At 56.8% G+C, this 24692-nt stretch carries 25 protein-coding genes; 9 read left to right on the plus strand and 16 right to left on the minus strand.

Annotation, left to right across the window (positions count from 1 at the left end; translation table 11 throughout):
- Positions 1 to 3: 3 nt before the first annotated feature.
- Positions 4 to 300: a DUF7742 family protein gene (locus GOW93_RS07590; protein ID WP_170382793.1), complete on the plus strand. Its 297-nt coding sequence runs from the start codon at positions 4 to 6 to the stop codon at positions 298 to 300.
- Here GOW93_RS07590 and GOW93_RS07595 read toward each other — a convergent pair.
- The gene (locus tag GOW93_RS07595; protein ID WP_170382795.1) at positions 281 to 619 is read right to left on the minus strand and encodes a TraR/DksA family transcriptional regulator; all 339 of its coding nucleotides are present in this window, start codon (positions 617 to 619) and stop codon (positions 281 to 283) included. The two genes, GOW93_RS07590 and GOW93_RS07595, sit on opposite strands and share 20 nt — an antisense overlap.
- Before the next feature lie 84 nt (positions 620 to 703).
- Here GOW93_RS07595 and cysE point away from each other — a divergent pair, with 84 nt between their 5' ends.
- Complete coding sequence (gene cysE, locus GOW93_RS07600; protein ID WP_170382797.1) at positions 704 to 1513, plus strand: serine O-acetyltransferase; 810 nt, start codon at positions 704 to 706, stop codon at positions 1511 to 1513.
- A gap of 21 nt (positions 1514 to 1534) precedes the next feature.
- Here the strand turns inward: cysE and GOW93_RS07605 are convergent, their stop codons facing one another.
- From GOW93_RS07605 to GOW93_RS07635, 7 genes are all read right to left on the minus strand, one after another.
- Positions 1535 to 1777: a hypothetical protein gene (locus GOW93_RS07605; RefSeq protein ID WP_170382798.1), complete on the minus strand. Its 243-nt coding sequence runs from the start codon at positions 1775 to 1777 to the stop codon at positions 1535 to 1537.
- 154 nt (positions 1778 to 1931) lie between these two features.
- Positions 1932 to 3242 (minus strand): pyruvate dehydrogenase complex dihydrolipoamide acetyltransferase, encoded by a 1311-nt coding sequence (locus GOW93_RS07610; protein WP_170382800.1) that lies wholly within the window; start codon positions 3240 to 3242, stop codon positions 1932 to 1934.
- Between the two features lie 12 nt (positions 3243 to 3254).
- Positions 3255 to 4628 (minus strand): pyruvate dehydrogenase complex E1 component subunit beta, encoded by a 1374-nt coding sequence (locus tag GOW93_RS07615; RefSeq protein ID WP_170382802.1) that lies wholly within the window; start codon positions 4626 to 4628, stop codon positions 3255 to 3257.
- Between the two features lie 15 nt (positions 4629 to 4643).
- Positions 4644 to 5633, minus strand: a complete 990-nt coding sequence (gene pdhA, locus GOW93_RS07620) for a pyruvate dehydrogenase (acetyl-transferring) E1 component subunit alpha (RefSeq protein WP_170382804.1) — start codon at positions 5631 to 5633, stop codon at positions 4644 to 4646.
- Between the two features lie 141 nt (positions 5634 to 5774).
- Positions 5775 to 6056, minus strand: coding sequence for a DUF3144 domain-containing protein (locus GOW93_RS07625; RefSeq protein WP_170382806.1), 282 nt, complete (start codon positions 6054 to 6056; stop codon positions 5775 to 5777).
- A gap of 83 nt (positions 6057 to 6139) precedes the next feature.
- Entirely contained in the window at positions 6140 to 6439 is a 300-nt protein-coding gene (locus tag GOW93_RS07630) for an FtsB family cell division protein (protein WP_068331927.1), read from the minus strand.
- Between the two features lie 268 nt (positions 6440 to 6707).
- Entirely contained in the window at positions 6708 to 7898 is a 1191-nt protein-coding gene (locus GOW93_RS07635; RefSeq protein WP_170383198.1) for a phosphoglycerate kinase, read from the minus strand.
- 135 nt (positions 7899 to 8033) lie between these two features.
- On the opposite strand from GOW93_RS07635, the gene GOW93_RS07640 reads away from it, so the two are divergent.
- Together GOW93_RS07640 and GOW93_RS07645 are read left to right on the plus strand one after the other, a co-directional pair.
- On the plus strand, positions 8034 to 8540 hold the full coding sequence (locus GOW93_RS07640; protein WP_170382808.1) for a peptidylprolyl isomerase: 507 nt from the start codon (positions 8034 to 8036) through the stop codon (positions 8538 to 8540).
- On the plus strand, positions 8533 to 9081 hold the full coding sequence (locus GOW93_RS07645) for a peptidylprolyl isomerase (RefSeq protein WP_170382811.1): 549 nt from the start codon (positions 8533 to 8535) through the stop codon (positions 9079 to 9081). The genes GOW93_RS07640 and GOW93_RS07645 overlap by 8 nt, the downstream gene beginning before the upstream one ends.
- 43 nt (positions 9082 to 9124) lie before the next feature.
- On the opposite strand, the gene aqpZ is transcribed toward GOW93_RS07645, so the two are convergent.
- The 6 genes from aqpZ to GOW93_RS07675 form a co-directional block, all read right to left on the minus strand.
- Complete coding sequence (aqpZ, locus tag GOW93_RS07650) at positions 9125 to 9811, minus strand: aquaporin Z (protein WP_170382813.1); 687 nt, start codon at positions 9809 to 9811, stop codon at positions 9125 to 9127.
- Between the two features lie 124 nt (positions 9812 to 9935).
- On the minus strand, positions 9936 to 10745 hold the full coding sequence (locus tag GOW93_RS07655) for a zinc-dependent peptidase (protein WP_170382815.1): 810 nt from the start codon (positions 10743 to 10745) through the stop codon (positions 9936 to 9938).
- Between the two features lie 97 nt (positions 10746 to 10842).
- Positions 10843 to 11343, minus strand: a complete 501-nt coding sequence (locus GOW93_RS07660; RefSeq protein ID WP_170382817.1) for a bactofilin family protein — start codon at positions 11341 to 11343, stop codon at positions 10843 to 10845.
- Positions 11333 to 12658, minus strand: a complete 1326-nt coding sequence (locus GOW93_RS07665) for a DUF5930 domain-containing protein (protein WP_170382819.1) — start codon at positions 12656 to 12658, stop codon at positions 11333 to 11335. Before GOW93_RS07665 ends, GOW93_RS07660 begins: the two co-directional genes overlap by 11 nt.
- Positions 12659 to 12839: 181 nt before the next feature.
- Positions 12840 to 13655 (minus strand): ferritin-like domain-containing protein, encoded by an 816-nt coding sequence (locus GOW93_RS07670; protein WP_170383200.1) that lies wholly within the window; start codon positions 13653 to 13655, stop codon positions 12840 to 12842.
- 84 nt (positions 13656 to 13739) lie between these two features.
- Positions 13740 to 14201 carry a peroxiredoxin gene (locus GOW93_RS07675; RefSeq protein ID WP_170382821.1) on the minus strand — a complete coding sequence of 154 codons (462 nt, stop codon included), beginning with the start codon at positions 14199 to 14201 and terminating at the stop codon, positions 13740 to 13742.
- Between the two features lie 49 nt (positions 14202 to 14250).
- Here GOW93_RS07675 and GOW93_RS07680 point away from each other — a divergent pair, with 49 nt between their 5' ends.
- From GOW93_RS07680 to GOW93_RS07695, 4 genes are all read left to right on the plus strand, one after another.
- Positions 14251 to 17652 (plus strand): DUF3971 domain-containing protein, encoded by a 3402-nt coding sequence (locus GOW93_RS07680; protein WP_254443489.1) that lies wholly within the window; start codon positions 14251 to 14253, stop codon positions 17650 to 17652.
- Between the two features lie 43 nt (positions 17653 to 17695).
- Positions 17696 to 18742, plus strand: a complete 1047-nt coding sequence (queA, locus tag GOW93_RS07685; RefSeq protein WP_170383203.1) for a tRNA preQ1(34) S-adenosylmethionine ribosyltransferase-isomerase QueA — start codon at positions 17696 to 17698, stop codon at positions 18740 to 18742.
- Positions 18743 to 18854: 112 nt separating this feature from the next.
- Positions 18855 to 20126 (plus strand): MFS transporter, encoded by a 1272-nt coding sequence (locus GOW93_RS07690; protein WP_170382823.1) that lies wholly within the window; start codon positions 18855 to 18857, stop codon positions 20124 to 20126.
- 110 nt (positions 20127 to 20236) lie between these two features.
- Positions 20237 to 20815, plus strand: a complete 579-nt coding sequence (locus GOW93_RS07695) for a DUF924 family protein (protein WP_170382825.1) — start codon at positions 20237 to 20239, stop codon at positions 20813 to 20815.
- Here the strand turns inward: GOW93_RS07695 and GOW93_RS07700 are convergent.
- A complete protein-coding gene (locus GOW93_RS07700; RefSeq protein WP_170382827.1) occupies positions 20812 to 21246 on the minus strand; it encodes a hypothetical protein in 435 nt (144 codons plus the stop codon). The genes GOW93_RS07695 and GOW93_RS07700 overlap by 4 nt on opposite strands.
- Positions 21247 to 21460: 214 nt before the next feature.
- Between GOW93_RS07700 and lpdA the strand changes: the two genes are divergently transcribed.
- A complete protein-coding gene (lpdA, locus tag GOW93_RS07705; protein WP_170382829.1) occupies positions 21461 to 22855 on the plus strand; it encodes a dihydrolipoyl dehydrogenase in 1395 nt (464 codons plus the stop codon).
- 140 nt (positions 22856 to 22995) lie between these two features.
- Here the strand turns inward: lpdA and GOW93_RS07710 are convergent, their stop codons facing one another.
- Positions 22996 to 24381, minus strand: a complete 1386-nt coding sequence (locus GOW93_RS07710) for a M20/M25/M40 family metallo-hydrolase (RefSeq protein WP_170382831.1) — start codon at positions 24379 to 24381, stop codon at positions 22996 to 22998.
- Positions 24382 to 24692 lie beyond the last annotated feature (311 nt).

The following is a 24692-nucleotide window of genomic DNA, read 5'->3' on the forward strand; positions in this document are numbered from 1 at the left end:
TTCATGCGTACCGTCCTTCACGGTGATATCAGTGCAGCGGCGCGGGCTCTAATGGCCGCGCCGCCGTCCGAACGGGACCGTCTTTGTTCTCGTATGATCGAAGAGGCCGAACTGGCCGACAAACATGTTATCCAGAAGGGGAAACTCCACCCTATATTCGGCAATGGATCACTGATGGCGGCAGCTCGGAACCGAAAGTTGGTAGACGAACCAAATTTTGATGACCTGCAATACTGCCATTGTTTCGAATTGGTTCTGCGCCATTTAATCCGGTTTCTGGTCAACCGGACGCACAGTTGACGCACTTGGTGGCGGCGAGATCAATTCGCAACCGGCCTTCGGGAATTTCGTCTCCGCAGTCTTCGCAATAGCCGAATTCACCGTCCTGAATGCGGGCCAACGCAGCCTGCAGTCTGTGTGTTTCAATATCCCGATTTGCCTGCTGCGCCTTGGCCATCGCCTGATTCTGCAAAGCGTCCATCCGGCTGAGGCGACCGACAGCCTGCTGTTCCAACTCGACGATGGATTGGGCTTCCTTCTCTGACGCTGAATGCTCTGCCAAATCGGCCAGTCGCGCCTCTATCCTTGATTTAAAACCGGCCAGTTCAGTTTTATTCATTTTCGTTATCCTGCTGATCACGGGTTTGCGTTTGGCCTTTTTGCAACTAAATGGCATTCTAGGCGCAGCAAAGGAATAAACACCATGTTGGAAAAGCGCAGTCAGGTTACACCTGTCGATCCTGTTTGGAACCGTATCACGACCGAAGCTCAAGCGGCGGTTGAGGACGAACCGTTGATGGGAGGGCTGGTTCATGCCTGTATTCTGCACCATCGCAGCTTAGAACGCGCGCTATCTTACAGGGTTTCAGCCAAGCTGTGCTCTAACGAGATGTCGATGATGGTTCTGCGTGAAATCGTGGACGAAGCCTATGATGCCGACCCGTCTCTGATTGAGGCGGCGCGCGCTGACCTGATGGCCGTTTACGAACGCGACCCGGCCTGCCACCGCCTGTTGCAGCCAATTCTGTATTTCAAAGGCTATCAGGCGATGCAGGCCTATCGCGTGGCCCATTGGCTTTGGATGAAGGGGCGTCACGATCTGGCGTATTTCTTCCAGATGCGTTCGTCCGAGATTTTCGGGATCGACATCCATCCGGCCGCGAAGATCGGCAAGGGCATCATGATCGACCATGCGCATTCCATCGTGATCGGTGAAACTGCTGTTGTGGGCGACAATGTCTCGATGTTGCATTCCGTGACCCTGGGCGGCACGGGAAAGGAAGAAGAGCAACGCCATCCGACCATCGGCAACGGTGTGCTGATCGGTGCCGGGGCCAAAGTGCTGGGCAATATCAAAGTGGGCGATTGCAGCCGCATCGCAGCGGGTTCGGTTGTTTTACAGGAGGTCCCGGCCTGCAAGACTGTGGCCGGTATTCCCGCTAAGATCGTGGGTGCGGCAGGCTGTGATCAGCCGGCGATCTCGATGGACCACATGTTGGGTAAGGACCAGTAGTCCAACCCTTCCCAATCGCAATCAGTTCGAGCGGTTGTTCTTTTTGTTCAACCGCTTGAGCCGCCGCTCTTCCCGACGCTTCTTCCGCAGTTCGATCCTTTTTTCCCGTTCCGCTTTTTGTTTGGCAACCACTGCGGGATCGGATGAATTAAACTTTGAGTTTTCGCCCGGATAGCCGTTGGGCTTCGCGTGTGGCTCTGTTGGCAGAGCTGTCGCTAGCAGTACCAGCACCAGAAGAGTTTTAGCTGAGTTTACAAGGATCATTGCACACCTGTTGAGTCAGGAACCTGTGCAATGAAATTGATGATTTCGGTATACAGGAGCAATGGCTCTGGTGTTCACGCTTGCTCACATCATGGGCAAACGAAAATGCCCCGCCGATTCAAGAACTGGCGGGGCATTCGATTTAACACGTTACTCAGGCGAGCATTACCATCGGGTTTTCCAGGTTGTCGACGATGGCCTTCAGCAGTTCAGCGCCAAGAGCACCGTCAATCACGCGGTGGTCAACCGACATGGTCACTGACATAACGGTAGCTACGGTCAGCTCTCCGTCATCGCCAACAACCGGTTTCTTCACACCAGAGCCTACGGCCAGAATGCCGGCATGGGGCGGGTTCACGATGGCGTCGAAATTATCGATGCCGAACATACCCAGATTCGAGATGGCAAAGGTGCCGCCCTGATATTCATGCGGGGCCAGCTTACGCTCGCGCGCACGGCCCGCGAGGTCTTTCATCTCGGTCGACAAGGCAGACAGTGACTTCATGTCCGCATCCTGAAGAACTGGCGTGAACAGGCCACCTTCAATTGCAACCGCGACAGCCACGTCCGAGGGCTTCAGTTGCAGAACCCGATCGCCCGCCCAGACAGCGTTGCACTCGGGAACCTGTTGCAGCGCATTCGCGACCGCTTTGATGATGAAGTCGTTGACGCTGAGCTTGACGCCACGGCCTTCCAACTGCTTGTTCAGCTGGCTGCGGAACTTCAGCAGCGCGTCCAGCTTGATGTCGCGACGCAGATAGAAATGCGGGATGGTCTGTTTGGCTTCACCCAGACGTGCCGCGATAGTCTTGCGCATACCGTCGAGTTTGATTTCCTCGTATTCGCGACCTTCATACATGCGTGCCACGGCATCTGCGGAAGGACCGGCAGGTGCAGCGGCAGGCGCTGCTGCGGGGGCCGCTGCGGCAGCAGGGGCCGAAGCTGCGGCTGCCGGAGCCGCCGTGGCGCTTTCAACATCTGCCTTGACGATGCGGCCATGCGGACCAGAGCCTGCGATCTGCGCCAGATCAAGCCCCTTCTGCGCGGCGATGCGCCGGGCCAGGGGTGATGCGAAGATACGACCACTATCCGCCTTGGCCGGAGCCGCCGGAGCAGGGGCGGGCGCCTCGGGTGCCGCTGGCGCGGCAGCCTCGTTGGCCGCGGCTGCAGGTGCAGCTGCTGGAGTTGCAGCAGGCGTGGCCGCGATATCATCGGCGCTTTCGCCATCTTCCAGCAGAACCGCGATGGCGGTGTTCACCTTGACCCCCTCAGAGCCTTCGGGGATCAGGATTTTGCCAATGGTGCCTTCGTCAACGGCCTCGAACTCCATCGTGGCCTTGTCGGTTTCGATTTCGGCCAGCAGGTCGCCAGACGAGACGGTGTCGCCTTCCTTGACCAGCCATTTGGCAAGCGTGCCTTCCTCCATGGTCGGAGACAGGGCGGGCATCAGAATTTCTGTAGGCATCTGTGTCGCTCCTTACCGGTAGGTCACTTGTTTGACGGCGGCGATCACCTCATCCGTGGTGATCAAGGCCAGCTTTTCTAGGTTTGCGGCATAGGGCATCGGAACATCCTTGCCGGTGCAGTTGATGACCGGTGCGTCGAGGTAATCGAACGCTTCCTGCATCACGACCGATGAGATGTAGCTGCCAACCGAACCCTGCGGCCAGCCTTCTTCTACTGTGACCAGACGGTTGGTTTTCATCACCGAGTTGATGATCGCGCCAGTATCCATCGGGCGGATGGTGCGCAGGTCGATCACTTCGGCGCTGATACCGTCCTCGGCCAGCTTATCAGCGGCTTCGAGTGCGTATTGCATGCCGATGCCAAAGCTGACGATGGTCACGTCCGAACCTTCACGCCAGATGCGGGCCTTGCCCAGCGGGACGGTCAGATCATCCACCTGCGGCACGTCGAAGGAACGACCGTAGAGGATTTCGTTTTCCAGGAATATCACCGGGTTGGGGTCGCGGATGGCCGATTTCAGCAAACCTTTGGCGTCGGCGGCCGAGTAAGGCATGACGACTTTCAGGCCGGGGATCTGCATATACCATGCGGCATAATCCTGACTGTGCTGTGCGGCCACGCGAGCGGCAGCACCATTTGGACCACGGAACACGATGGGACAGCCCATCTGACCGCCGGACATATAAAGCGTCTTGGCTGCAGAGTTGATGATGTGGTCAATCGCCTGCATGGCGAAGTTGAACGTCATGAACTCGACAATCGGTTTCAGGCCGCCAAAGGCAGAACCCACCGCGATACCAGCAAATCCGTGTTCGGTGATCGGGGTGTCGATCACGCGTTTCGATCCGAATTCATCCAACAGACCTTGGGAAATCTTGTAAGCGCCCTGATACTCGGCAACTTCCTCGCCCATCAAATAGACATCTTCGTCGCTGCGCATTTCTTCGGCCATGGCGTCACGCAGAGCTTCACGCACGGTTTCAGATTTCATTTTCGCGTCGGCAGGCCAATCAGGAGACAAGTCCACTACCGGCGCTGCAGGGGCTGCGGCGACAGGAGCGGGTGCCTCAACCGCCGCGGGGGCAGCTTCGGTATCCGCTGCGGCAGCAGGCGCTGCCGCGGGCAGGGCCGAGGCGTCTTCGCCTTCTTCCACAAGAATAGCTATGGGGGTGTTAACCTTGACCGCCTCGGTACCTTCCGCGATCAGGATTTTGCCGACGATACCTTCATCGACAGCTTCGAACTCCATCGTGGCCTTGTCGGTTTCGATCTCGGCCATGATGTCGCCCGAGTTTACGGTGTCGCCTTCCTTGACCAGCCATTTGGCCAGCGTTCCCTCTTCCATGGTGGGTGAAAGGGCGGGCATGAGAATTTCGGTTGCCATGTCTTAATCGTCCTCTCAGGCGTAAATATCGGTCCAGAGCTCTTCGACGGAAGGCTCGGGGCTTTCTTTCGAGAATTCAGCGGCCTGATTGACAATCTCTTTGATTTCCTTGTCGATCGCTTTCAGGTCATCCTCGGATGCGTGTTTGCCGCTCAGCAGCAATTCGCGGACATGTTCGATCGGGTCGCTTTGTTCGCGAACCTTCTGAACCTCTTCGCGGGTGCGGTACTTGGCCGGGTCGGACATCGAGTGGCCGCGATAGCGGTAAGTCTTGATCTCAAGAATATAAGGGCCCTTACCCGCGCGGCAGTGGGCAACGGCTTTTTCACCGGCCTCTTTGACCGCAAGAACATCCATGCCATTGACGATCTCGCCGGGGATGCCGAAGGCTTCGCCACGCACATAGATGTCTTTGGTCGAGGTCGAGCGTTCTTGCGAGGTTCCCATGGCGTACTGGTTGTTCTCGATCACGAACACCACTGGAAGATCCCAGAGCGCGGCCATATTGAAGGCCTCATAGACTTGACCCTGGTTCGCCGCACCGTCCCCGAAATAGGTGAAGGTGACGCCACCATTTCCCTTGTACTTGTCCGCGAATGCCAGACCGGCACCCAGAGGTACCTGCGCGCCGACGATGCCGTGGCCGCCGTAGAAATGCTTCTCTTTCGAGAACATATGCATCGAACCGCCCTTACCCTTGGACAGGCCGCCCTCGCGCCCGGTCAGTTCGGCCATCACGCCGCCCGGATCCATACCGCAGGCCAGCATGTGACCGTGGTCCCGATAAGAGGTGATCCGCTTATCACCCTCTTTGGCTGCGGCTTCCAAGCCCACAACGACGGCTTCTTGCCCGATGTAGAGGTGGCAGAACCCACCGATCAGACCCATGCCGTATAATTGGCCTGCCTTCTCTTCGAATCGGCGGATCAAAAGCATTTCGCGGTAGTAGGTTGTAAGCTCTTCCGCAGAAACATTTGGTTTCTTTGTGGTTTTTCGCGCAGCCATCGTGGCGATCTCCCCCTTCCGGACAGATAGTTTAGCGTTAAACTATCTCATAAAGCATTTCCGGCTTTCTGGCGAGAGCAAATGTGACGCAGGGTTATTGGTCGGCGGATTGCCTGCGTTCCAAGTGGTCAAAAGCAATAGCTAGCGCATATAGTCTTCAAAATTATCGATGTAGTCGTCCAGGTTCTCAGTCAGCATCTTTCGATACTCCTGTACAAAGTATTCGATCGTTTCGTCCTTATGGTCTTTCATGTCGGCGCTGTCATTGAAACCACAGGCGCTGACCCACGAGCTAAATCTCGCGGCGGCGTAAAGAAGCGATGCGCTTACTTTTCCACGTCCAACGTGTTCCAGGTGGGTGTTGGCCAAATTGATTACGGCGTCAGCTCGGTCGAAAAAATCGTCGTCGGGTTTGTTCGTCATGCCAGTAGACCCTTTCGAATAGATGCAAAAACTATTTGGTTAGCCCGATACATCAAACCGCGAAGCATTTTAACGCTTGGGGGTTACCGAATAACAATCTCATCCGAGCGGATCATACCCAGAACCGAGCGCGCCTGCTGATCCAGCAGATCGAGATCCAGATAAGTGTCAGACAGACGTCGGGTCAGGTTTTCCATCTCGGCAATCTCGGCCTCAAGCTTGGCCAGATCACGTGACAGGGCGTCCCGTTCCGCTGCAATCTCGACCCGTCGGAACAGGCCATAGTCGCCCTGCACAGCGGCAAAGGTGAAATACACACCCAGCATAAACGCCACCATGAAGAAAACGACTGCGCCCAAACCGGGCCGATGGGAACGGGACACTCTGTTTACCGCCGTATGAACTGCCTCAATAACGTGCCCTTTGCGAGCATCTGACCGCACTATGTCACAGGTGATTCGGCTTGTGAATCCCTTGATTCGCACTTTTTAAAGTTTGTTATGGGATTGAGTGCGCGATCCGCGATTCCCATTTTATGCCGCGTAAAATTCTAACTTCAAACAGTGTTTGCCCTCCGCAACTGTATTGTGCTGCGGAAGACTTGGGGCTCAGAATGGATATCGGCGCGGGCATGAGGCCAAGTGGCCCGCACTAGCCTTCCAGTGCGGCGACACCGGGCAGGGCTTTGCCTTCCATCCATTCAAGGAACGCGCCTCCTGCGGTCGAGATGTAGGAAAAGTCCTTGGCTGCCCCGGATGCGTTCAGCGCCGCGACCGTGTCGCCCCCGCCTGCGACTGATGTCAGTTGGCCCGATCGCGTCAGCGCGGCGGCTTTCAAGGCTGCCGCGTTGGTGGCAGCGTCGAAAGGTTCGATCTCGAAAGCACCCAGCGGGCCATTCCAGATCAGGGTTTGGCTTTTGGCGAAGATGTCAGTGATGGTTGCAACGCTTTCCGGTCCGGCGTCCAGGATCATGCCGTTTTCGGTGCATTGGTCGGCGGGCAATACCTGATGGGGGGCGTTTGCCTCGAATTTTTCCGAAACCACGATATCGTTGGGCAGTACGATCGTGCAGCCCGCGCTTTCCGCCTTGGCCAGGATTTCGGCTGCGGTGTCTTTCATGATCCGCTCGGCCAGCGATTTTCCGACATTCAGGCCCTTAGCCACCAGGAAGGTATTGGCCATGCCGCCGCCGATTACCAGATAGTCTACTTTGTTGATCAAGTTACCCAGCAGCTCTAGTTTGGTTGAAACTTTCGCACCTCCTACAACGGCCGTTACCGGGCGTTTTGGTGCACTCAGTGAACCTTCCAGCGCCTCAAGCTCTGCCTGCATCAGGCGACCGGCACAGGCGGGCAGCAAGCGGGCAATGGCCTCGGTCGAGCTGTGCGCACGGTGCGCGGCTGAGAATGCGTCATTGCAGTATACGTCACCCAATTTGGCCATACCTGCCGCCAGATCAGCGTCGTTCTTGGTTTCGGCTGCATGAAACCGGGTGTTTTCCAGCAACAGCACCTGACCGGGTTTCAGGGCGTGGGCGGCCAGATCAGCTTCGGTTCCGACGCAATCGGCGGCAAAAAGAACTTCGGTGCCAAAGGCGGCTTCAAGCGTGGGGATCAGTTGTTTCAGCGACAGATTCTCGCGACGCTCACCGCCCGGGCGTCCGAAATGGGCCAGCAGGATAGGTTTACCCCCGGCAGCCAGAATATCTTTGACTGTTGGAACGATGCGCTGAATCCGGGTTGCGTCGGTGACAACCCCGTCGACGATTGGCACATTGATATCGACACGCACCAGCACGCGTTTGTCCTTCAGGTCCATGTCGTCCAGCGTATTCCAGCCCATCGCGCTATCCTCAGATTGTTTCAATCGGTTTAGGCGGTTCTTTTCCTGCATTTTGCCTTCAGGTCAATGCGTCACTTGGCATTCATGCGCATGGCGAATAGGTATTTGCGCAAGACTAAATGACAGGAGGGCCTCATGGCCGAGATCAAGGATCCCGAAAACACAATCATCGTCGAGCTGAAAGACGGTAAAGTCGTAATCGAACTGCTGCCCGACGTGGCGCCACAGCATAGCGCACGGATGAAAGAGCTGGCGCGTGGCGGTGAATATGACAACGTGGCTTTTCACCGGGTGATTGACGGCTTTATGGCCCAGACCGGCGACGTGCAGCACGGCGACATGGAAGACGGGTTCAACATTCGCATGGCAGGCACCGGCGGCTCGTCGCTGCCGAATGTTCCCGCAGAGTTCTCGAAGCTGCCCCATGATCGCGGCACACTGGGCGCGGCGCGTTCGCAGAACCCTGACTCGGCCAACTCGCAGTTCTTTATCAACTTCAAAGACAACCACTTCCTGAACGGCCAGTACACCGTTTACGGTCGCGTGATCGAAGGTATGGAGCATGTGGACGCCATCACCCGCGGTGAGCCGCCTGCGAGCCCCGATCGCATGATCAGTGTCAAGGTGGCGGCCGATGTATAAGCTGGCCGCTGCTTTTGCCCTGTTGGCCAGCCCTGCGCTGGCCACTGGTCTTCAGATCGAGATCGAAGGTGAGGGCGCGAACGGCACCGTCACCGTCGACCTGTTCGAAGATCTCGCCCCCAAACATGTCGAGCAGATCAGCACTCTGGCCGCTGAAGGCAAATATGACGGGGTGGTTTTCCACCGTGTGATCGACGGCTTTATGGCGCAGACCGGCGATGTCGAGTTTGGCCGCATCGGTGGCGACATGCGCCGTGCCGGAACCGGCGGGTCGAACCGACCCGATCTGCCGGCTGAGTTCTCGGACTACAACTATGACCGCGGTGTTGTAGGCATGGCGCGGGCACAGGACCCCGACAGTGCGAATTCGCAGTTCTTCATCATGTTTGAACCTGGTCCCTTTCTGAATGGCCAGTACACGGTCGTCGGTCAGGTTACTGAAGGCATGGATGTGGTGGACGCCATCAAGCGAGGCGATGGCCCGAACGGAGCCGTCATAGGACAGCCGGACGTGATGAAAAAAGTCACTGTGACAGAGTAAATAGTAAGCCCCGATGCGAAAATGCTTCGGGGCTTATTTAGTTTCAGTCGTCACCCATGGCCATCCAGATCAGCGCGCCTATGGCCGCGCCGATGAGTGGGGCGACCCAGAACAGCCAGAGCTGACCAAGGGCCGGAGCATCTGCAAACAGGGCCACACCTGTGGACCGCGCCGGGTTGACCGATGTGTTGGTCACCGGAATCGAAATCAGGTGAATCAGTGTCAGGCACAGGCCAATGGCAATCGGAGCGAACCCGTCAGGTGCAAAGTTGGATGTTGCGCCAAGAATGACAATTATGAAGAACGCGGTCATCGCGATTTCGATCACCAAGGCGGACATCATCGAATAGCCTTCGGGCGAAGCTTCTCCGTAGCCGTTCGAAGCGAATCCGCCGACGCCTTCGAAACCGGGCGCGCCGCTGACGATCAGGTACAGAACAACCGCGGCGGCAATTGCGCCGATTACCTGCGCGATCCAATAGGGGATCAGGTCTTTTGCTGGAAACCTTCCGCCGATCATCAGGCCGAGGCTGACCGCCGGGTTGAAATGCCCACCCGAAATATGTCCGACCGCATAAGCCATGGTTAGAACTGTTAGGCCGAAGGCAAAGGAAACACCCAGCCAACCAATGCCCACATCGGCAACTCCCGCAGCCAGAACTGCGCTGCCGCAGCCGCCCAGCACCAGCCAGAACGTGCCGAAAAACTCGGCCATGAGTTTTGATGACATGAAAAACCCTCCTGAAAACACTGATTTAAGGTTAATTCAAAAATTATATTTTGTGAAATAGTGGGGCGCGGGGAAATTCTATGTGTCTTATTCAGGAGTGAAACGCTGGATTTTCGGGGCGCAGCTAACGCCAGTTGACTGGATCCAGCCGAAACAACTCTGACAATTGCTCGTACACTTCAGGCACGGCAGATTTCAGCTGTTTTGGTTGTTCAAAAAACACCTCGACCGAGACAGCGAAAAACTCTTCATGGCCTACTGCACCATAGGGATCAATGACGGTGTGCTGGCCCTGTTCGACGGCTTTCACATGGGTGTCGTAAGCAGTCAGAAAGACGCGTTCCCATTCGGCAAAGCTCTGCCCGTCGCTCAGGATTGGAACGCCGTTGGTGCCGCCTGAAAGGTCATCAACCTGATGCGCAAACTCGTGCAGAACGACATTCTGCCCGTCATGGTCGTTCGCCGCTCCTTGTTTGCTGTGCGACCAAGACAGAATCACTGGCCCGCGATCCCAGCTTTCGCCGGTGCGCACGATTTCCTTCTCGCTGATGACATAGCCATCCTGTCGGCGCTGGCGCGACTTGAAGGCATTGGGGTAGATGAGGATCGTTGTCAGATGATCATACCAGAGGTCACTGTTCACCAGCAGCAGGCTGGCCTGCGCTGCGATGGCCAACTCCATCTCCTCTGTGACTTCCAACCCGTCGCAGCCGTGGAACTGCACCTGGTTCAGAAACAGGTTCACCTTGCCGTCCAGCTTGGCCCGCAGATCAGGGGGCAGGCGGCGGATCAGGGGCACTTGCTGTTCGATGACACTGCGTTGGTGTTCGGTCAGAGGAGTGGCCAGCAGTTCCTTACGCGCCTGCGACTTGGACCAGTGGTGGTAGAGGAAGAAGCCCACGATCAGCAGCAGGATGGAGAAAAAGATCAGCATGTCAGTACCCTATACCCACCGATCCCGTCGGCAAGGGCAAAAGAAAAACGCCGCAGGGTGGCCTGCGGCGTTTGATAATTCTGATATAGGGTCAGTATTACTGCTTGACCTCGGCCGCCGGATTGGCACCGGATTTGGCGCTGCGGCCCGGGTTCAGCGGGTCATCCTGACGCTGCACCGAACCTTCGAAATGGGCACCGCTTTCGATGGCGATGGTCTTGTGAATGATGTCGCCTTCGACGCGCGCGGTCGAGGTCAGACGCACTTTCAGACCACGTACGCGGCCCACGATGCGACCGTTGATCACGACGTCATCTGCGGTAACTTCGCCCTTGATTGTGGCGGTTTCACCGATGGTCAGCAGGTGCGCGCGGATGTCGCCTTCGACAGTGCCTTCGACCTGAATGTCGCCGGTGGTCTTCAGGTTACCCGTGATGTGCAGGTCCGAGGACAGAACCGATGCCGGAGGCTTGGGCTTGGGCGCGGTGCTGGCCTTGCTTTCCGATGGTGCCGGGGCCGCAGGAGTCGCCGGAGCGGCGGGTTTTGCCGTCTCGGGTGTTGTCGACGCGGGCTCGTTTATTTTGCTCTTAGAAAACATTTCTCGCAGCCTTGATGTAAGTCATTGGATTTTTAGGGACACCGTCGACGCGAACTTCATAATGCAGATGCGTGCCGGTAGACCGTCCGGTGCTACCCATATCAGCAATATGATCCCCGCGCGAGACCCTTTGGCCAACCTTGACCCGGATCTTGGTGTTATGAGCGTAAAGTGTCTCAACACCAAAGGCGTGTTTGATTTTTACCAGCCTGCCAAAACCGGATTGCCACCCTGCATGCGTCACCACACCGTCTGCAGTTGCATAGATGTCGGTGCCGTGAGCGCCTGCGAAATCGGCACCGTTATGCATGCGTCGGCCGCCGGTTTTGGGATCCCGGCGCGTGCCGAAGCCGCTGGTAAAACGGACAACGTCACGCACCGGGCTGGCAAAGGGGGCCTTTTCGGCAGCAATGCGGTATAGGTTCAACTGATCCATCTGCTGCAGCAGTACATTGGCGCGGATTTCGTCGGGGGTCAGGTCCTCACCGCGCGTGCTGAAAGAGATGGGTGTCAGGGGCCCGCCCATACCGCTGTAACCGCGGCGGACCTCTTCAATGATACGGTCAGTTGGCATTCCGGCCTGGCGGAACATCTTGTCCAGTGGCTCGACTGAGATCACCATCGCCTCTTCCAATTGGCGGAAGATCTCGTCGCTGCGCTCCTGCATCAGCCGGATTTCCAGCTCAAGCTCATCACGCTGAGCCAGCGCATCCTGTGCGTCAGTGGCGATCTGATCGCGCTGCGCAGCAGTCCGGGCCAGAGCCTCGGTCATGAAATTCATCTGCTCGGGATCGGCCGCAGCTGTCAGGTACACGTCGCCGTCAGTGGTATCACCCTGCATGCCTGCCAGTTCGGTGCGGGCCTCTTCACGCTGCTTCATGGTGGCGCGCAAGGTGGTTTGAATCACCTCGATACCCGTCTCCAGCTCGCGGCGGCGGTTCTCCGAGGCCAGAAGTTCCGATTGCATCGCCGAAATCTGTTCCAACGCCGCGTTGAACCTGTCTTGCGCGGCCAGCGCTTCCTGAGCGCGCGCATCGCGTTCGGCCGACAGGATATTCAGGCGTTCCTGATACGTCGCCTGATCCCGTTTGGCCTGCTCGCGGAAGTTGCCCGATCCGATGCTGTCCATCAGCAGGATCGCTGTGGAAACTGCCGTCCAGCCAATAATCACGGCAACCCCGGCCACAGCAGCCACCTGCGTTTCCGAGCTGAGCCGGATGAATCGCGTATCGTTGTCAGATTTCAGAAAAACCCGGCGCTCCGGGAAATGCCGTTCAAGCAGTGAGTGTAGTTTTATTGCCAGACGGGTTCGCACGCGCCTATCCCTCTCATCCCCAAGATATCGGGATCGGTCGTGAGTGATCGCCATCCCTTGGGCGCACTGCATAGAGGGCGCAGGCTAATTGGGCAAGTTTGTTAACTAGTTCACACATAAAACCTACTTTTTCCCGCCAATTCTCGGCGAGAATTTGCCGAAAACGTCAAGTTGCGCGCGTTTATTGCGGGGTGCCCGGCGGCGGCAGGTCTTCGGTTAGGGGCCAGTAAAAATCGGGTGGCAGCCCGGCTTCGGCGCGTTTTTCCTCGTTGAAGGGTGGTTTCAGAACGCCGTGGAAATACCGTCGGACCAATTGGTGGAACACATCCTTGGGGTCGGCGTTCTCTCGCCCGCACAAAAAGTGGAACCATTTTGAACCATATGCGACATGGCCGACCTCTTCGGCGTAGATGATTTCCAGCGCTGTGATGGCCTGTTCTTCCTTGGCCTTCCGGAAAATGTCTATCATCCCTGGCGTTACGTCCAACCCGCGCGCCTCAAGTACCATTGGAACCACGGCCAGACGGCCCATCAGGTCCTCGGCCGTGTCTTCAGCCGCACGCCACATTCCGGCATGGGCGGGCAGGGCGCCATAGTAGCTGCCCATGGTTTCCAGACAATCGCAGACCATTTCAAAGTGCCGCGACTCTTCTTCGGCGCATTTGACCCAATCGTCATGGAACCCGATCGGCATCGGCACGTGACCAAAGCGCGCGATGATGTCCCAATGCAAATCCACTGCGTTCAATTCGATATGCGCGACGGCATGCAGCAGGGCGATCCGCCCCGCTTCGGTTCCGGGTTTCCGTTTTGGAACTTCGCGCGGAGATAACAGTTCAGGCCGTTCAGGGCGCGAAGGTTGCAGCGGAGGAGATGCGGTGCCGACCTCTATAACAGGCCCGTCACCCTTGCGGGATGCAAACCACGCAGCGGCATGCCTTTTTGAAAGGGCGGTCTTTTCCCGCCCATTCGCCGTGGTCAGTACTTCGGTCGCCATCTGTGTTAGCGTTTTGGACACCAGGTTTCTCCGCCTAAATGGTTGCGCGGGTCTTAGACCGGATGGTGCTCGTGGTCGAGAGGGCTAAAAGGCGCGCACGGCCTCAAGCACCTCATCGACATGACCGGGCACTTTGACCTTGCGCCAGACCTTGGCAATCTTGCCGTCGCCGTTGATGATGAAGGTCGAGCGTTGGATCCCCATCGACTTGCGCCCGTACATGTTTTTTTCCACCCATACGCCGTAATCCTCACAAACAGTCGAGTTTTCGTCCGACAGCAGCGGCGTTGTCAGGTTGTGCTTGGCGACGAATTTATCGTGTTTGGCCACACTGTCGCGCGAGATGCCGAAAACTTGAGCGCCTGCATCGGCAAAGTCTTGAAGTTGTTCCGAGAAACCGATGGATTCCTTGGTGCAGCCCGGCGTATCATCACGGGGATAGAAGAACAGAACCACGATGCCACCGCGCAGGTCTGACAGGGTGACCTCACCACCTCCGTCGCGTGGCAAAGTGAAATCAGGGGCGATGTCTGAAACGTCGGGCATTGGAAACTCCGCTGAAGCTTTATAGGGCTGCCCGTCATCATAGGGCGGCATGAGCGGGTTGGAAGGCGTGGATCGAAAATTGGCGCAGCACGAGGAAAAAAGTGCGACCCAGCCGGAGGAACCTCCGCGTCGTCGTCGCTCGCGCCGTCGCAAAGCTGCGCATTTTTCCGGGTGGACGATATTATCCCTAGGTTTGCTGGTGTTTGCAGGCTGGTTCTTTTTGTTCGGTCAGAACGTGCATGCGCCCGAATGGCTGCGAAAGAGGGTTGAGCATCGTCTTGAGCAAAGCCTTGGTGGCCTGCAATTCCGGTTTGGTGACGCCAGCTTTATTGTAAATGAAGACTGGCGCCCCCGATTGCAGCTGATGGACGTTACGATCAGTGATGCAGCGGGGCAGCAGATTGCTCAGGTCTCGGAATTGCAGACCCGGCTATCCATGCGTGGATTGCTGCGGGGGCAAATTCGGCCACGGCGTATTCTGCTACGCGATGCGCAATTTGCTTTGACCCGTGGTCTGGATGGTGCGCTGACGCTAACGGTTGGAGCGGGCAGCGCCCCAGTGCAAAAGGCGCCGGATCTGGCGCAACTGATTGAACAATCCGACGATGTATTTTTGTCGCCTATCCTGTCGGGATTGCGGTCGGTAGAGTTGGAATCCCTGACGCTCGATTATCAGGATCTGCGCCTTGGCAGGGCCTGGATCTTTGATGGTGGCCACATAAGAATAGATCGCAGTGGTGATGAGATGCGGCTGGCCACTGGATTTTCCGTACTGACCGGGCGTGACTACGCCAGCACGATCGAGGCCAACTACACCAGTGTGTTGGGTACACCTCGGGCCGAGTTCGGTGTTTCGATCACCGACTTGCCTGCTGAAGATATCGCCAATCAGAGTGTCGCGCTGTCGTGGATGCAGGTTCTCAAGGCTCCGATTTCCGGGGCGTTGCGAGGCAGCGTCAATGATGACACGACGCTTGGCCCGCTATTTGCCACACTGAATCTTGGTTCGGGGGTGGTTCAACCGACACAGGAAACGCGCCCGATCCCCTTTGAGTCAGCCAGCACTTATTTCACCTATAAGCCCAGCCATCAGTTGCTGGAATTCAATGAGATATCAGTGGTTTCGGCTTGGGGCGCCTTTCAGGCCGAAGGTAAGGCGTTTTTGCATGGTATCGAAGACGGTGTGCTGGATAGCCTGACCTCTCAGCTGAGCCTCAACAATATTAACATCAATCCAGCAAACTTGTTCCCCGAACCGCTGGATTTGGCACGTGCCAATCTGGATTTTCAAATGAAACTAGCCCCGTTCGAGCTTCATTTGGGGCAAGTGATGGTTGAAGATTCAAATTACCGTCTATTGGCCTCGGGTAAGTTGCTTGGCGAAGCAACTGGGTGGTCCGCGCAGTTGGATGCGCATTTAGACAGTATGAACGCAGACCATCTGCTGAATTATTGGCCTGAACGGCTGGCCTCGAAGCCTCGGAAATGGGTGGCGGAAAATCTGTTTGAGGGAGAGTTTTCAGACGTTGATTTTGCGTTGCGCCTAAAGCCGCGCGCCAAACCTGATATCTATCTGGATTTTGGTTTCGACAAAGCCAAGATTCGGTTCGCCAAGACCCTACCACCAATCGAAAATGCACAAGGCCAGGCCAGCTTGATTGGTCAACGTTTCACAGCCACGGCAGAAGCGGGCCATGTCGTCGCCGATCTGGGGGGTGCAATTGACGCCTCGGGTACGTCGTTCATCATCCCCGATACCAGCATCAAAGGCGTGTCCCCGTCGATCACCCGGATTACGGCCAAGGGCAGTGTAACTGCAGCCATGTCTCTGCTCGACCGACCTCCGTTGCAATTGTTGACGAAGGCAAATTTGCCGGTTGACGTGGCGAACGGGCAGGTGGCCCTGTCGGGAACACTGGCGCTGCCGATGAAAAAGGGGCTGAAGTTTGAGGAGACTCAGTTCCACTTTCTTGGCGAAATTGACAACGTTCAAAGTGACAGGCTTGTGCCGGGTTTTTCGGTCAGTGCCGACAGGTTGACACTTGTGGGTGACCAAACAGAGGTTGAAGTCGAAGGCCAAGGAAATTTCGGTGATGTCCCGCTTCGGGCAAGTTGGCGGCAGCCGATAGGAGGTCGTGAACCCCAGCGCAGTGAGCTGACAGGACAGATTGAACTGTCGCCCCGTCTTATGACTGAACTGAAGGCTGGCCTGCCGCAAGGGATGCTGACGGGTAAAGGCACGGCAGATATTGCGCTGGGCATTGGTGCAGGCGGGCCGCCGAAGCTTACGGCGAAATCCGACCTTGCGGGGGTTGTTCTGGCTATCCCTGAACTCGGTTGGAGCAAGGCAGCGGGAACAACCGGAACAATGACGGTTGACGCAACATTGGGCGACGCCTTGCGCGTGGATGAGCTCCGGCTGGATGCGGCTGGATTACGAACCTCTGCGTCAATTTCGTTCAACGAGGGGAATTTCGACCGTGTGCTTTTTAGTTCATTCGATCTAGGTGACTGGCTGGCAGTTCCTGCCGAACTGGTCAATACCGGACGGGCTGTGCCTGATATTCGTGTGTTGGGCGGAGTAATGAATCTGGGCCGCGCAACCTTTGGTAGTGGTAGTGGCGGTGGGGGCTCTGGCACGGGGCCTCGGATGGACGTGACGCTGGATCGCCTGCAAGTGACTGAAACCATTGCGTTGACCGGGTTCAAAGGAGCATTCCAAACTACAGGAGGCGTCAATGGTGCCTTTACGGCCAGTGTCAATGGCGGTGCCGCCGTTCGCGGGCAGGTCTCTCCACGTTCGGGCCGCAGCGCGGTGACGCTGACGTCGGGCGATGCGGGAGAGGTCTTGCGGTCCGCGGGCCTGATCACTCAGGCGCGGGGAGGGGCGTTGAACCTGCAATTGGAACCAGTGGCCGGTCCGGGTAATTACGATGTCAACGTGAAGATCACTAATACCCGCATCACGGATGCCCCAGCCATGGCCGCTTTGCTGGACGCCATCAGCCTTGTGGGTCTGCTGGATGAAATGACTGGGCAGGGCATCTTTTTTTCGACGATCGAAAGCCGGATGCGCATCACGCCGACCGTTATCAAGGTTCTCAGCGGCAGCGCGGTTGGCCCGTCCATGGGGCTCTCCTTTGATGGCACCATCGACACGGTCGCCGGAATGCTGAACCTGCGGGGTGCCATTTCCCCGATCTATCTGGTGAATGCAATTGGCAGTGTCTTTACCAAGAAAGGCGAAGGTGTCATCGGGTTCAACTACACCCTGACCGGCCCGCTGAAGCAGCCGAAAGTTTCGGTGAACCCGTTGTCGGGCCTTGCACCGCTTTTCCTGCGGAATTTGCTGAGAGCCCCAGCGCCTACGGTGTCTGATGGCCCCAACGCGCAGCCCATCAAACCGGATGAGCCCACACGAACTTTCGGTGCACCTAAGTCGGACCGGTAAACGTGCTGTGGCCGAATCTGCCAAGGCGCTGTATGGCGCGGCCATGAAACTCAGCGATTTTGATTTCCACTTGCCCGAAGACCTGATTGCCACACGGCCCGCGAGCCCGCGGTCGTCGGCGCGACTGCTGGTGGCCAATGGTGACGCGTTGTCCGACGCGCATGTCTATGATCTGCCTGATTGGCTGCAACCCGGTGACCGGCTGGTGTTGAATGATACCCGTGTGATCCCGGCGCGTCTGAGCGGGCGCCGGCACCGCGACAGCGCCCAAGGGCCGGTGGCCGCTGCGATTGAAGCAACATTGTTGGAGCCGCAGGCCGACGGCACATGGAGCTCGCTGATCAAGCCTTTGAAAAAGGTCAAGATTGGCGAAACGATCGTTTTCTCTGACGATCTCGGTGCCACGCTGGACCGGATTGAAGACGGACAGGCCTATCTGCGGTTCAACCTTACAGGCGACGATTTCGACACGGCGCTTGAGCAGGCAGGCGCGATGCCTTTGCCGCCATATATTGCTGCAAAACGCCCAGCGGACGAGCAAGACAAGACGGATTATCAGACCATTTGGGCGCGTAACTCTGGCGCAGTCGCGGCCCCGACGGCCTCGTTGCATTTCGACGATGCGCTTATGCAGGCGCTTTCGGCGCGCGGGGTAACGCTCAGCCATGTGACGCTGCATGTTGGTGCGGGTACTTTTCTGCCGGTCAAGGTCGAAGACGTGACCACCCACAAGATGCACGCCGAATGGGGGCGGGTCAGCGCCACCGCGGCCGAAGAAATTCGCGCGACCAAGGCCGCAGGCGGTCGAGTCATCCCGGTTGGCACAACAGCCCTGCGTCTGATCGAAAGTGCAGCGCGCTCTGGACAGATCGAACCGTGGGAAGGTGACACAGATATCTTCATCTATCCGGGTTTCGAGTTTCACGTGACAGACGCCTTGATGACCAATTTTCATCTGCCTAAATCCACCTTGCTGATGCTGGTCTCGGCCCTGATGGGGCAGGATCGGATGCGCGACGTCTATGCGCATGCGATTGAACGGAAATATCGGTTCTTTTCCTACGGTGACGCGTCGCTTTTGATCCCATAAAGGGCGCGTTGTCGGGATCGTTCTATGTCATTGTCGTAGACAAGCATGACCAGAGCCGTTTTTCATATCAAAACGAATCCATAGTATAGTTTGGCATTTTACGGAGGCCCCAATGATTCAGGTCCTTTCCAGCGCGTGGGCGCTTTTGCTTGGTATGGGCTTGTTGATGGTCGGGAATGGCCTTCAGGGTACGATCCTAGGTGTTCGGGGTGAGATCGAGGGCTTTTCGACCCTAGAGATGTCGCTCGTAATGTCGGCTTATTTTATGGGTTTTCTGGGCGGTTCACGCCTGGCACCCGAGATGATCCGGCGTGTCGGACATGTCCGGGTGTTTGCTGCACTGGCTTCGTTCATTTCAGCCGTCATGATCATGTACCCATTGATGACCAACCCGGTTGTCTGGATTTTGGGGCGCGTCGTGATAGGGTTCTGCTTTTCTGGAGTATATGTCACCGCGGAAAGCTGGCTCAATAATGCAGCGAGTAACGAGAACCGCGGACAGGCCCTGTCGCTTTATATGATCTTCCAGATGACGGGGATTATCAGCGCTCAGGGGCTGGTGCTGTTGGGCGACCCGGCTGGGTTCGATACCTTCGTTATCGCGTCCATTCTGGTTTCAGTTTCTTTTGCGCCAATTTTGCTGTCGATCTCGCCAACGCCCGCGTTTGACACAACAAAACCGATGACCTTGCGCGAATTGTTCAATAGCTCCCCGCTAGGCTGCGTAGGTATGTTCCTTCTGGGCGGCGTATTCTCGGCCCAGTTCGGCATGGCTTCGGTTTATGGAGCGCGCGCGGACCTGACGCTGGTTGAGATTTCGACCTTTATCGCAACTTTCTATATCGGCGCCTTGGTGCTGCAATACCCGCTGGGCTGGATGTCAGATCGCATGGATCGCCGCTTTCTGATCATGCTGGTTGCCGGGGTGGGGGCGTGCGCTGCTGTGGTGGGTATGCTGTTCGGGGTCACTTTTCCGGTCCTTTTGGGCGCGGCTTTCTTTATCGGCGGCATGTCAAACCCGCTTTATTCACTACTGATCGCGCACGCGAACGACTTCCTCAACCACGAAGACATGGCTGCTGCTTCGGGCGGGCTGTTGTTCATCAACGGGCTTGGCGCCATTGCAGGGCCACTCATCACCGGTTGGCTTATGGGAGATGCCATCTTCGGTCCGCCGGGTTTCTTTCTGTTCATCGCCGCTCTGTTGGTCACGATGGCTGTCTATGCGCTCTACCGTATGACACAGCGCGCCGCGATCCCGATCGATGAGACGGGTACCATGTCTCCGGTCTATCCAACGGCCTCTCCGGTTGCCTTCGAAGTTGCGCAGGAAGTGGCCATCGAAGCCGCCGAAGCCGAGCAGGAATCGCAAGATGTTGCCTAAGACACACGATTATGTCGCCAATGTTGCAATTTTTTACTGTAACAAATCTGTAAAACAGCATTTAATACTCTTACGTGCCTGGGGAGGGCAACACGACGGAGTTTAGGGCAATGGTAAGTCCTGAAGAAGTATTGAGTTTTTGGTTAGATGAGATTGGTCCCAAGGGATGGTATCTACAGGACGATGCCTTGGATGCCGAAATTCGCGAAAGGTTTTTGACAACCTGGGAGGCCGCGAGTGAAGGAAAGTTTTCCCTTTGGATGACCTATCCCAGCGGTTCACTTGCCTACATCATCCTAATGGATCAATTTCCGCGTAATATGTTCCGGGGCAGTGCAAAGGCTTTCGCTTCTGATCGCGCTGCACTTTCGGTCGCAAAGTGTGCGGTTGACAAGGGCTGGGATCTGAAGATTGACGAACCTGCCCGGCAGTTCTTTTACCTGCCGATGATGCATTCGGAAAATCTGTGTGATCAGGAACGTTGTGTGCGTCTGATGTGCCAGAACATGACAGGCAGTGATCAAAGAAACCTGTTGCATGCACGGGCGCATCGCGAAGTGATCCGCAAGTTTGGCCGCTTCCCCTATCGGAACGAGGCGCTTGAGCGTCCGATGACCGAGAACGAAGTAACCTATGTGAATATGGGTGGTTATGGCGCCACTGTTCGCGAGTTGCAGGCTGCCGGTTAAGTCGACGGCTCGCACCCCCTGATTGCGATTATGCGGTCGGCAATTTTGTCGGCCGTTTTTTCTATTGCACTGTTTATTAGCGCGTCAGGGGATTCCGTGATCTCGGAAATGCGGGATTGAGTAGCCTGCATTTTCTGTTCCAGTTGATCCAGCTTAGCCAGCGCAGCAAAAACTCGCCCTGCTGTGGCGCTGTCGGTGACGCCGCCGTTCGTTTGAATACTGGAAAGATCGCTGCGCAGAGCCGTCAACTCACCCCGAACACCTCGAATTTCTTCCTTTAGCGGCGAGACGATCTGAACCTTTTCCGCAAAAGAAGTGGTGATACCTTCCACAGTCGACGCCAGCTTCCACCCCAGAAACAAACAGAGAGCAACCAGAATAAGAGTGGCGTTCAACAGGGCAAGAAACAGATCCTTAAGTGTATTGACCATGATAACCCTTTCAAATGACTTGTGTTTGGGAAAGAGCGGGTGGGCTCGGTAACTTGGTTCTAGCCTTTGATGAATGCCCGGTATAGGCTTAATTCTGCCTAATTTACCGTTGTTGACCCGTCGTCGCTTTTGTCGCGGGCTGACCATATTGATGCATTGTGAAATTTAGTTTAATGGTAAACTAAATTTTACACGACCTGTGCCGAGAGGGAAAATGGCTGCACAATCTTTTGATCTGATCGTAATCGGCGCTGGTCCGGGCGGATATGTGGCTGCTATTCGTGCCGCGCAACTGGGCCTGAAAACCGCCGTTGTTGAACGTGAGCATCTGGGCGGTATCTGCTTGAACTGGGGATGTATCCCTACCAAAGCGCTTTTGCGTTCGTCCGAAGTGTTCCACCTGATGGAGCGTGCCAAGGACTTTGGCCTTAAGGCGGACAAGATCGGCTATGATCTGGACGCTGTTGTAAAGCGCTCTCGCGGCGTTGCGGCGCAGCTTTCGGGTGGTATCGGTCACCTGCTGAAGAAAAACAAAGTCACCGTGGTAATGGGAGAGGCCACGATCCCCGCCAAGGGTAAGGTCTCGGTCAAGACGGACAAAGGCACCGAGGAGCTGACGGCCAAGAATATCGTTCTGGCCACGGGTGCACGCGCGCGCGAACTGCCAGGGCTTGAGGCCGACGGTGATCTGGTCTGGACTTACAAGCACGCGCTGCAACCGCCGCGCATGCCCAAGAAACTTCTGGTCATCGGCTCGGGCGCGATCGGCATCGAATTCGCCAGCTTCTACAACACGCTGGGCGCAGATACGACCGTGGTCGAGGTCATGGACCGTGTGCTGCCGGTTGAAGATGCCGAAATCAGCGCCTTCGCCAAGAAAGCCTTCACCAAGCAGGGCATGACCATCATGGAAAAAGCGATGGTCAAGCAGTTGGACCGCGCCAAGGGCAAGGTCACCGCGCATATCGAGGTGAAGGGCAAGGTCGAGAAACACGACTTTGACACTGTGATCTCGGCGGTTGGTATCGTGGGTAATGTCGAAAACCTGGGGCTTGAAGCTCTGGGCGTGAAGATCGACCGCACCCATGTGGTCACCGATGAGTTCTGCCGGACCGGAGTTGAAGGTCTTTATGCCATTGGCGATACCGCGGGCGCACCGTGGCTGGCCCACAAGGCAAGCCACGAAGGCGTCATGGTCGCCGAACTGATTGCAGGCAAACATGCGCACCCGGTGAAACCGGAAAGCATTGCGGGCTGCACCTATTGTCAGCCGCAGGTGGCCTCGGTCGGGTACTCTGAGGCGAAAGCCAAGGAACTGGGCTATGACATCAAAGTGGGCCGCTTCCCCTTCATCGGCAACGGCAAAGCCATCGCTCTGGGTGAGCCTGAAGGTCTGATCAAGACGGTTTTCGATGCCAAAACAGGCGAGTTGCTGGGCGCGCATATGATCGGCGCCGAGGTGACTGAATTGATTCAGGGCTATGTGGTTGGTCGCCAATTGGAGACAACGGAAGAAGACCTGATGAACACGGTCTTCCCGCATCCAACGCTGTCAGAAATGATGCATGAAAGCGTTTTGGATGCTTATGGTAAAGTCATCCATATGTGATCAGAGCTAGGGTAGGGGGCTCTGCCCCCGCCGCCCTTTGGGCGACTCCCTCGGGATATTTATGGCCAGATGAAGCATGGGATCCGTACTTCATCTGGCGGGAAATATCCCGGAGCGCGAGGCAGAGCCTCGCATAAAGCTTATCGGCTCAGCGCATCCAGAATGCGGGCCCAAGACCGGATGCCTTTGTGAAAGCTTTTCACGTCGTACTTCTCATTCGGTGAATGGATGGCGTCGTCATCATTGGCAAAACCGACCAGCATCGAATCCAGCCCGAGTTCGGTGTTGAAGTAGCCCACAACCGGGATTGAACCGCCCATACCGGTGAAGACAGCCTCGCGCCCCCATTCATCGGAAAGGGCACCGCGTGCAGCCTCGAATTCGGGGCGGTCGAGGTTCATGACCGAAGCCGGAGATCCCTCCAGATCGTTGTCCCATTCGACCTTGGCGTCGGGCGACAGGCGCTGTTCCACATGTTTGCGGATCTTGGTGCGCAGAGCGTCGGGGTCCATATCTCCGACCAGGCGGCAGGTGATCTTGCAGTGGGCTTGTGACGGGATAACCGTTTTCGACCCAGCGCCATTGTAGCCACCCCAAAGGCCGTTGACCTCGAGCGTTGGGCGCGCCCATTGCTGTTCCAATGTCGAGTAGCCCTTTTCGCCGTGCGGCTGAGAATAGCCGACCGAGTTCAGGTACTCAGCCTCGTCGAACCCGCAGTTTTCCCATTGGCGCAGCTGGTTGGCGGGCACTTCGTGGACACCTTCATAGAAGCCTTCCACCGCGACGCGCCCGGTTTCATCGTCATAGAACGAGGCGACGATCTTCGACAGTTCCCGCAGCGGATTCAGGCCGGGACCGCCATAATGGCCCGAGTGCAGGTCGATGCGCGGACCGATGATGGTAAATTCGTCCTTGAGCATCCCACGCAGCTGCGATGCAATGGACGGCACACCGCGTGACACCATTGAGGTGTCGCAGACCAATGCCAGGTCCGCTTTCAATTCGGCCGCGTTTTCGCGCAGGAACGGCACAAGGGACGGAGAGCCCGATTCCTCTTCGCCTTCGAAGAAAAAGGTGATGCGGCAAGGCAGGGTGCCGTTTACCGCTTTCCACGCCCGGCAGGCTTCGACAAAGGTCATCAGTTGCCCTTTGTCATCCGAAGACCCTCGGCCCCGAATGACCGGGCCGTTCTCGGTGTCTTCGATGGCCGGGTCGAAGGGGTCGCGGTTCCACAAATCCAGAGGGTCAACAGGTTGCACGTCATAGTGTCCGTAGAACAGGACATGAGGCGCGTCGCTATCTTCTCCGACATGGCCGACAACCATCGGGTGGCCGGTTGTTTCACGCTTTTCCGCTGCGATGCCAATGCTTTGCAAATCGGCCACCAGCCAATCGGCGGCCTGATCCACCTGCGCGTTGTAGGCCGGGTCGGTGGAAATCGACGGAATGCGCAGCAGTTCCATCAGGCGGTCGATCGCGGTTTGCAGATCGTCGTCAATACGGTTCAGAACAGCGTCCAGCGACATAGGGTACTCCTGCTTCTTAAGATTTGCCGGAACCCTATCAGCGCCACCAGCGGCGTCCAGTGCGCTTTGAAGGGAATGTGGTATAATATCGGAAACGCTGGCACAGGCCTGCGTCGTTTCCTCGCGTCCGATAGCCGTAACTTTACTTGTCGGAACCAGTGCGACGGGATATTTGATGCAAATCAAATATGTGATCCCAATGTTGTTTATACGTGATGGGCACAAGGGAACGCATCGGCGCTCACTCGGATTCATCCGATGCAGGCGTCAGAACAGGATGTCCGGTCGATGGCGGCATTGGTCGGGCAGGT

Origin of the sequence: Ruegeria atlantica (assembly GCF_013032455.1) — a bacterium.
In the GTDB taxonomy this organism is placed as follows: domain Bacteria; phylum Pseudomonadota; class Alphaproteobacteria; order Rhodobacterales; family Rhodobacteraceae; genus Ruegeria; species Ruegeria atlantica_B.

What these genes read in the sequence shown, in the direction of transcription:
- lpdA (WP_170382829.1), top strand. Translation starts at nt 21,461, where the DNA reads ATGGCTGCACAATCTTTTGATCTGATCGTAATCGGCGCTGGTCCGGGC.
- GOW93_RS07675 (WP_170382821.1), bottom strand. Translation starts at nt 14,201, where the DNA reads ATGCCCGACGTTTCAGACATCGCCCCTGATTTCACTTTGCCACGCGAC.
- GOW93_RS07710 (WP_170382831.1), bottom strand. Translation starts at nt 24,381, where the DNA reads ATGTCGCTGGACGCTGTTCTGAACCGTATTGACGACGATCTGCAAACC.
- GOW93_RS07605 (WP_170382798.1), bottom strand. Translation starts at nt 1,777, where the DNA reads ATGATCCTTGTAAACTCAGCTAAAACTCTTCTGGTGCTGGTACTGCTA.
- GOW93_RS07635 (WP_170383198.1), bottom strand. Translation starts at nt 7,898, where the DNA reads ATGGGCTGGAATACGCTGGACGACATGGACCTGAAGGACAAACGCGTG.
- GOW93_RS07595 (WP_170382795.1), bottom strand. Translation starts at nt 619, where the DNA reads ATGAATAAAACTGAACTGGCCGGTTTTAAATCAAGGATAGAGGCGCGA.
- cysE (WP_170382797.1), top strand. Translation starts at nt 704, where the DNA reads ATGTTGGAAAAGCGCAGTCAGGTTACACCTGTCGATCCTGTTTGGAAC.
- GOW93_RS07700 (WP_170382827.1), bottom strand. Translation starts at nt 21,246, where the DNA reads ATGGTCAATACACTTAAGGATCTGTTTCTTGCCCTGTTGAACGCCACT.
- GOW93_RS07640 (WP_170382808.1), top strand. Translation starts at nt 8,034, where the DNA reads ATGGCCGAGATCAAGGATCCCGAAAACACAATCATCGTCGAGCTGAAA.
- pdhA (WP_170382804.1), bottom strand. Translation starts at nt 5,633, where the DNA reads ATGGCTGCGCGAAAAACCACAAAGAAACCAAATGTTTCTGCGGAAGAG.
- queA (WP_170383203.1), top strand. Translation starts at nt 17,696, where the DNA reads ATGAAACTCAGCGATTTTGATTTCCACTTGCCCGAAGACCTGATTGCC.
- GOW93_RS07660 (WP_170382817.1), bottom strand. Translation starts at nt 11,343, where the DNA reads ATGTTTTCTAAGAGCAAAATAAACGAGCCCGCGTCGACAACACCCGAG.
- GOW93_RS07590 (WP_170382793.1), top strand. Translation starts at nt 4, where the DNA reads ATGCGTACCGTCCTTCACGGTGATATCAGTGCAGCGGCGCGGGCTCTA.
- GOW93_RS07645 (WP_170382811.1), top strand. Translation starts at nt 8,533, where the DNA reads ATGTATAAGCTGGCCGCTGCTTTTGCCCTGTTGGCCAGCCCTGCGCTG.
- GOW93_RS07610 (WP_170382800.1), bottom strand. Translation starts at nt 3,242, where the DNA reads ATGCCTACAGAAATTCTGATGCCCGCCCTGTCTCCGACCATGGAGGAA.
- GOW93_RS07695 (WP_170382825.1), top strand. Translation starts at nt 20,237, where the DNA reads ATGGTAAGTCCTGAAGAAGTATTGAGTTTTTGGTTAGATGAGATTGGT.
- GOW93_RS07670 (WP_170383200.1), bottom strand. Translation starts at nt 13,655, where the DNA reads ATGGCGACCGAAGTACTGACCACGGCGAATGGGCGGGAAAAGACCGCC.
- GOW93_RS07680 (WP_254443489.1), top strand. Translation starts at nt 14,251, where the DNA reads ATGAGCGGGTTGGAAGGCGTGGATCGAAAATTGGCGCAGCACGAGGAA.
- GOW93_RS07655 (WP_170382815.1), bottom strand. Translation starts at nt 10,745, where the DNA reads ATGCTGATCTTTTTCTCCATCCTGCTGCTGATCGTGGGCTTCTTCCTC.
- GOW93_RS07690 (WP_170382823.1), top strand. Translation starts at nt 18,855, where the DNA reads ATGATTCAGGTCCTTTCCAGCGCGTGGGCGCTTTTGCTTGGTATGGGC.
- GOW93_RS07625 (WP_170382806.1), bottom strand. Translation starts at nt 6,056, where the DNA reads ATGACGAACAAACCCGACGACGATTTTTTCGACCGAGCTGACGCCGTA.
- GOW93_RS07615 (WP_170382802.1), bottom strand. Translation starts at nt 4,628, where the DNA reads ATGGCAACCGAAATTCTCATGCCCGCCCTTTCACCCACCATGGAAGAG.
- aqpZ (WP_170382813.1), bottom strand. Translation starts at nt 9,811, where the DNA reads ATGTCATCAAAACTCATGGCCGAGTTTTTCGGCACGTTCTGGCTGGTG.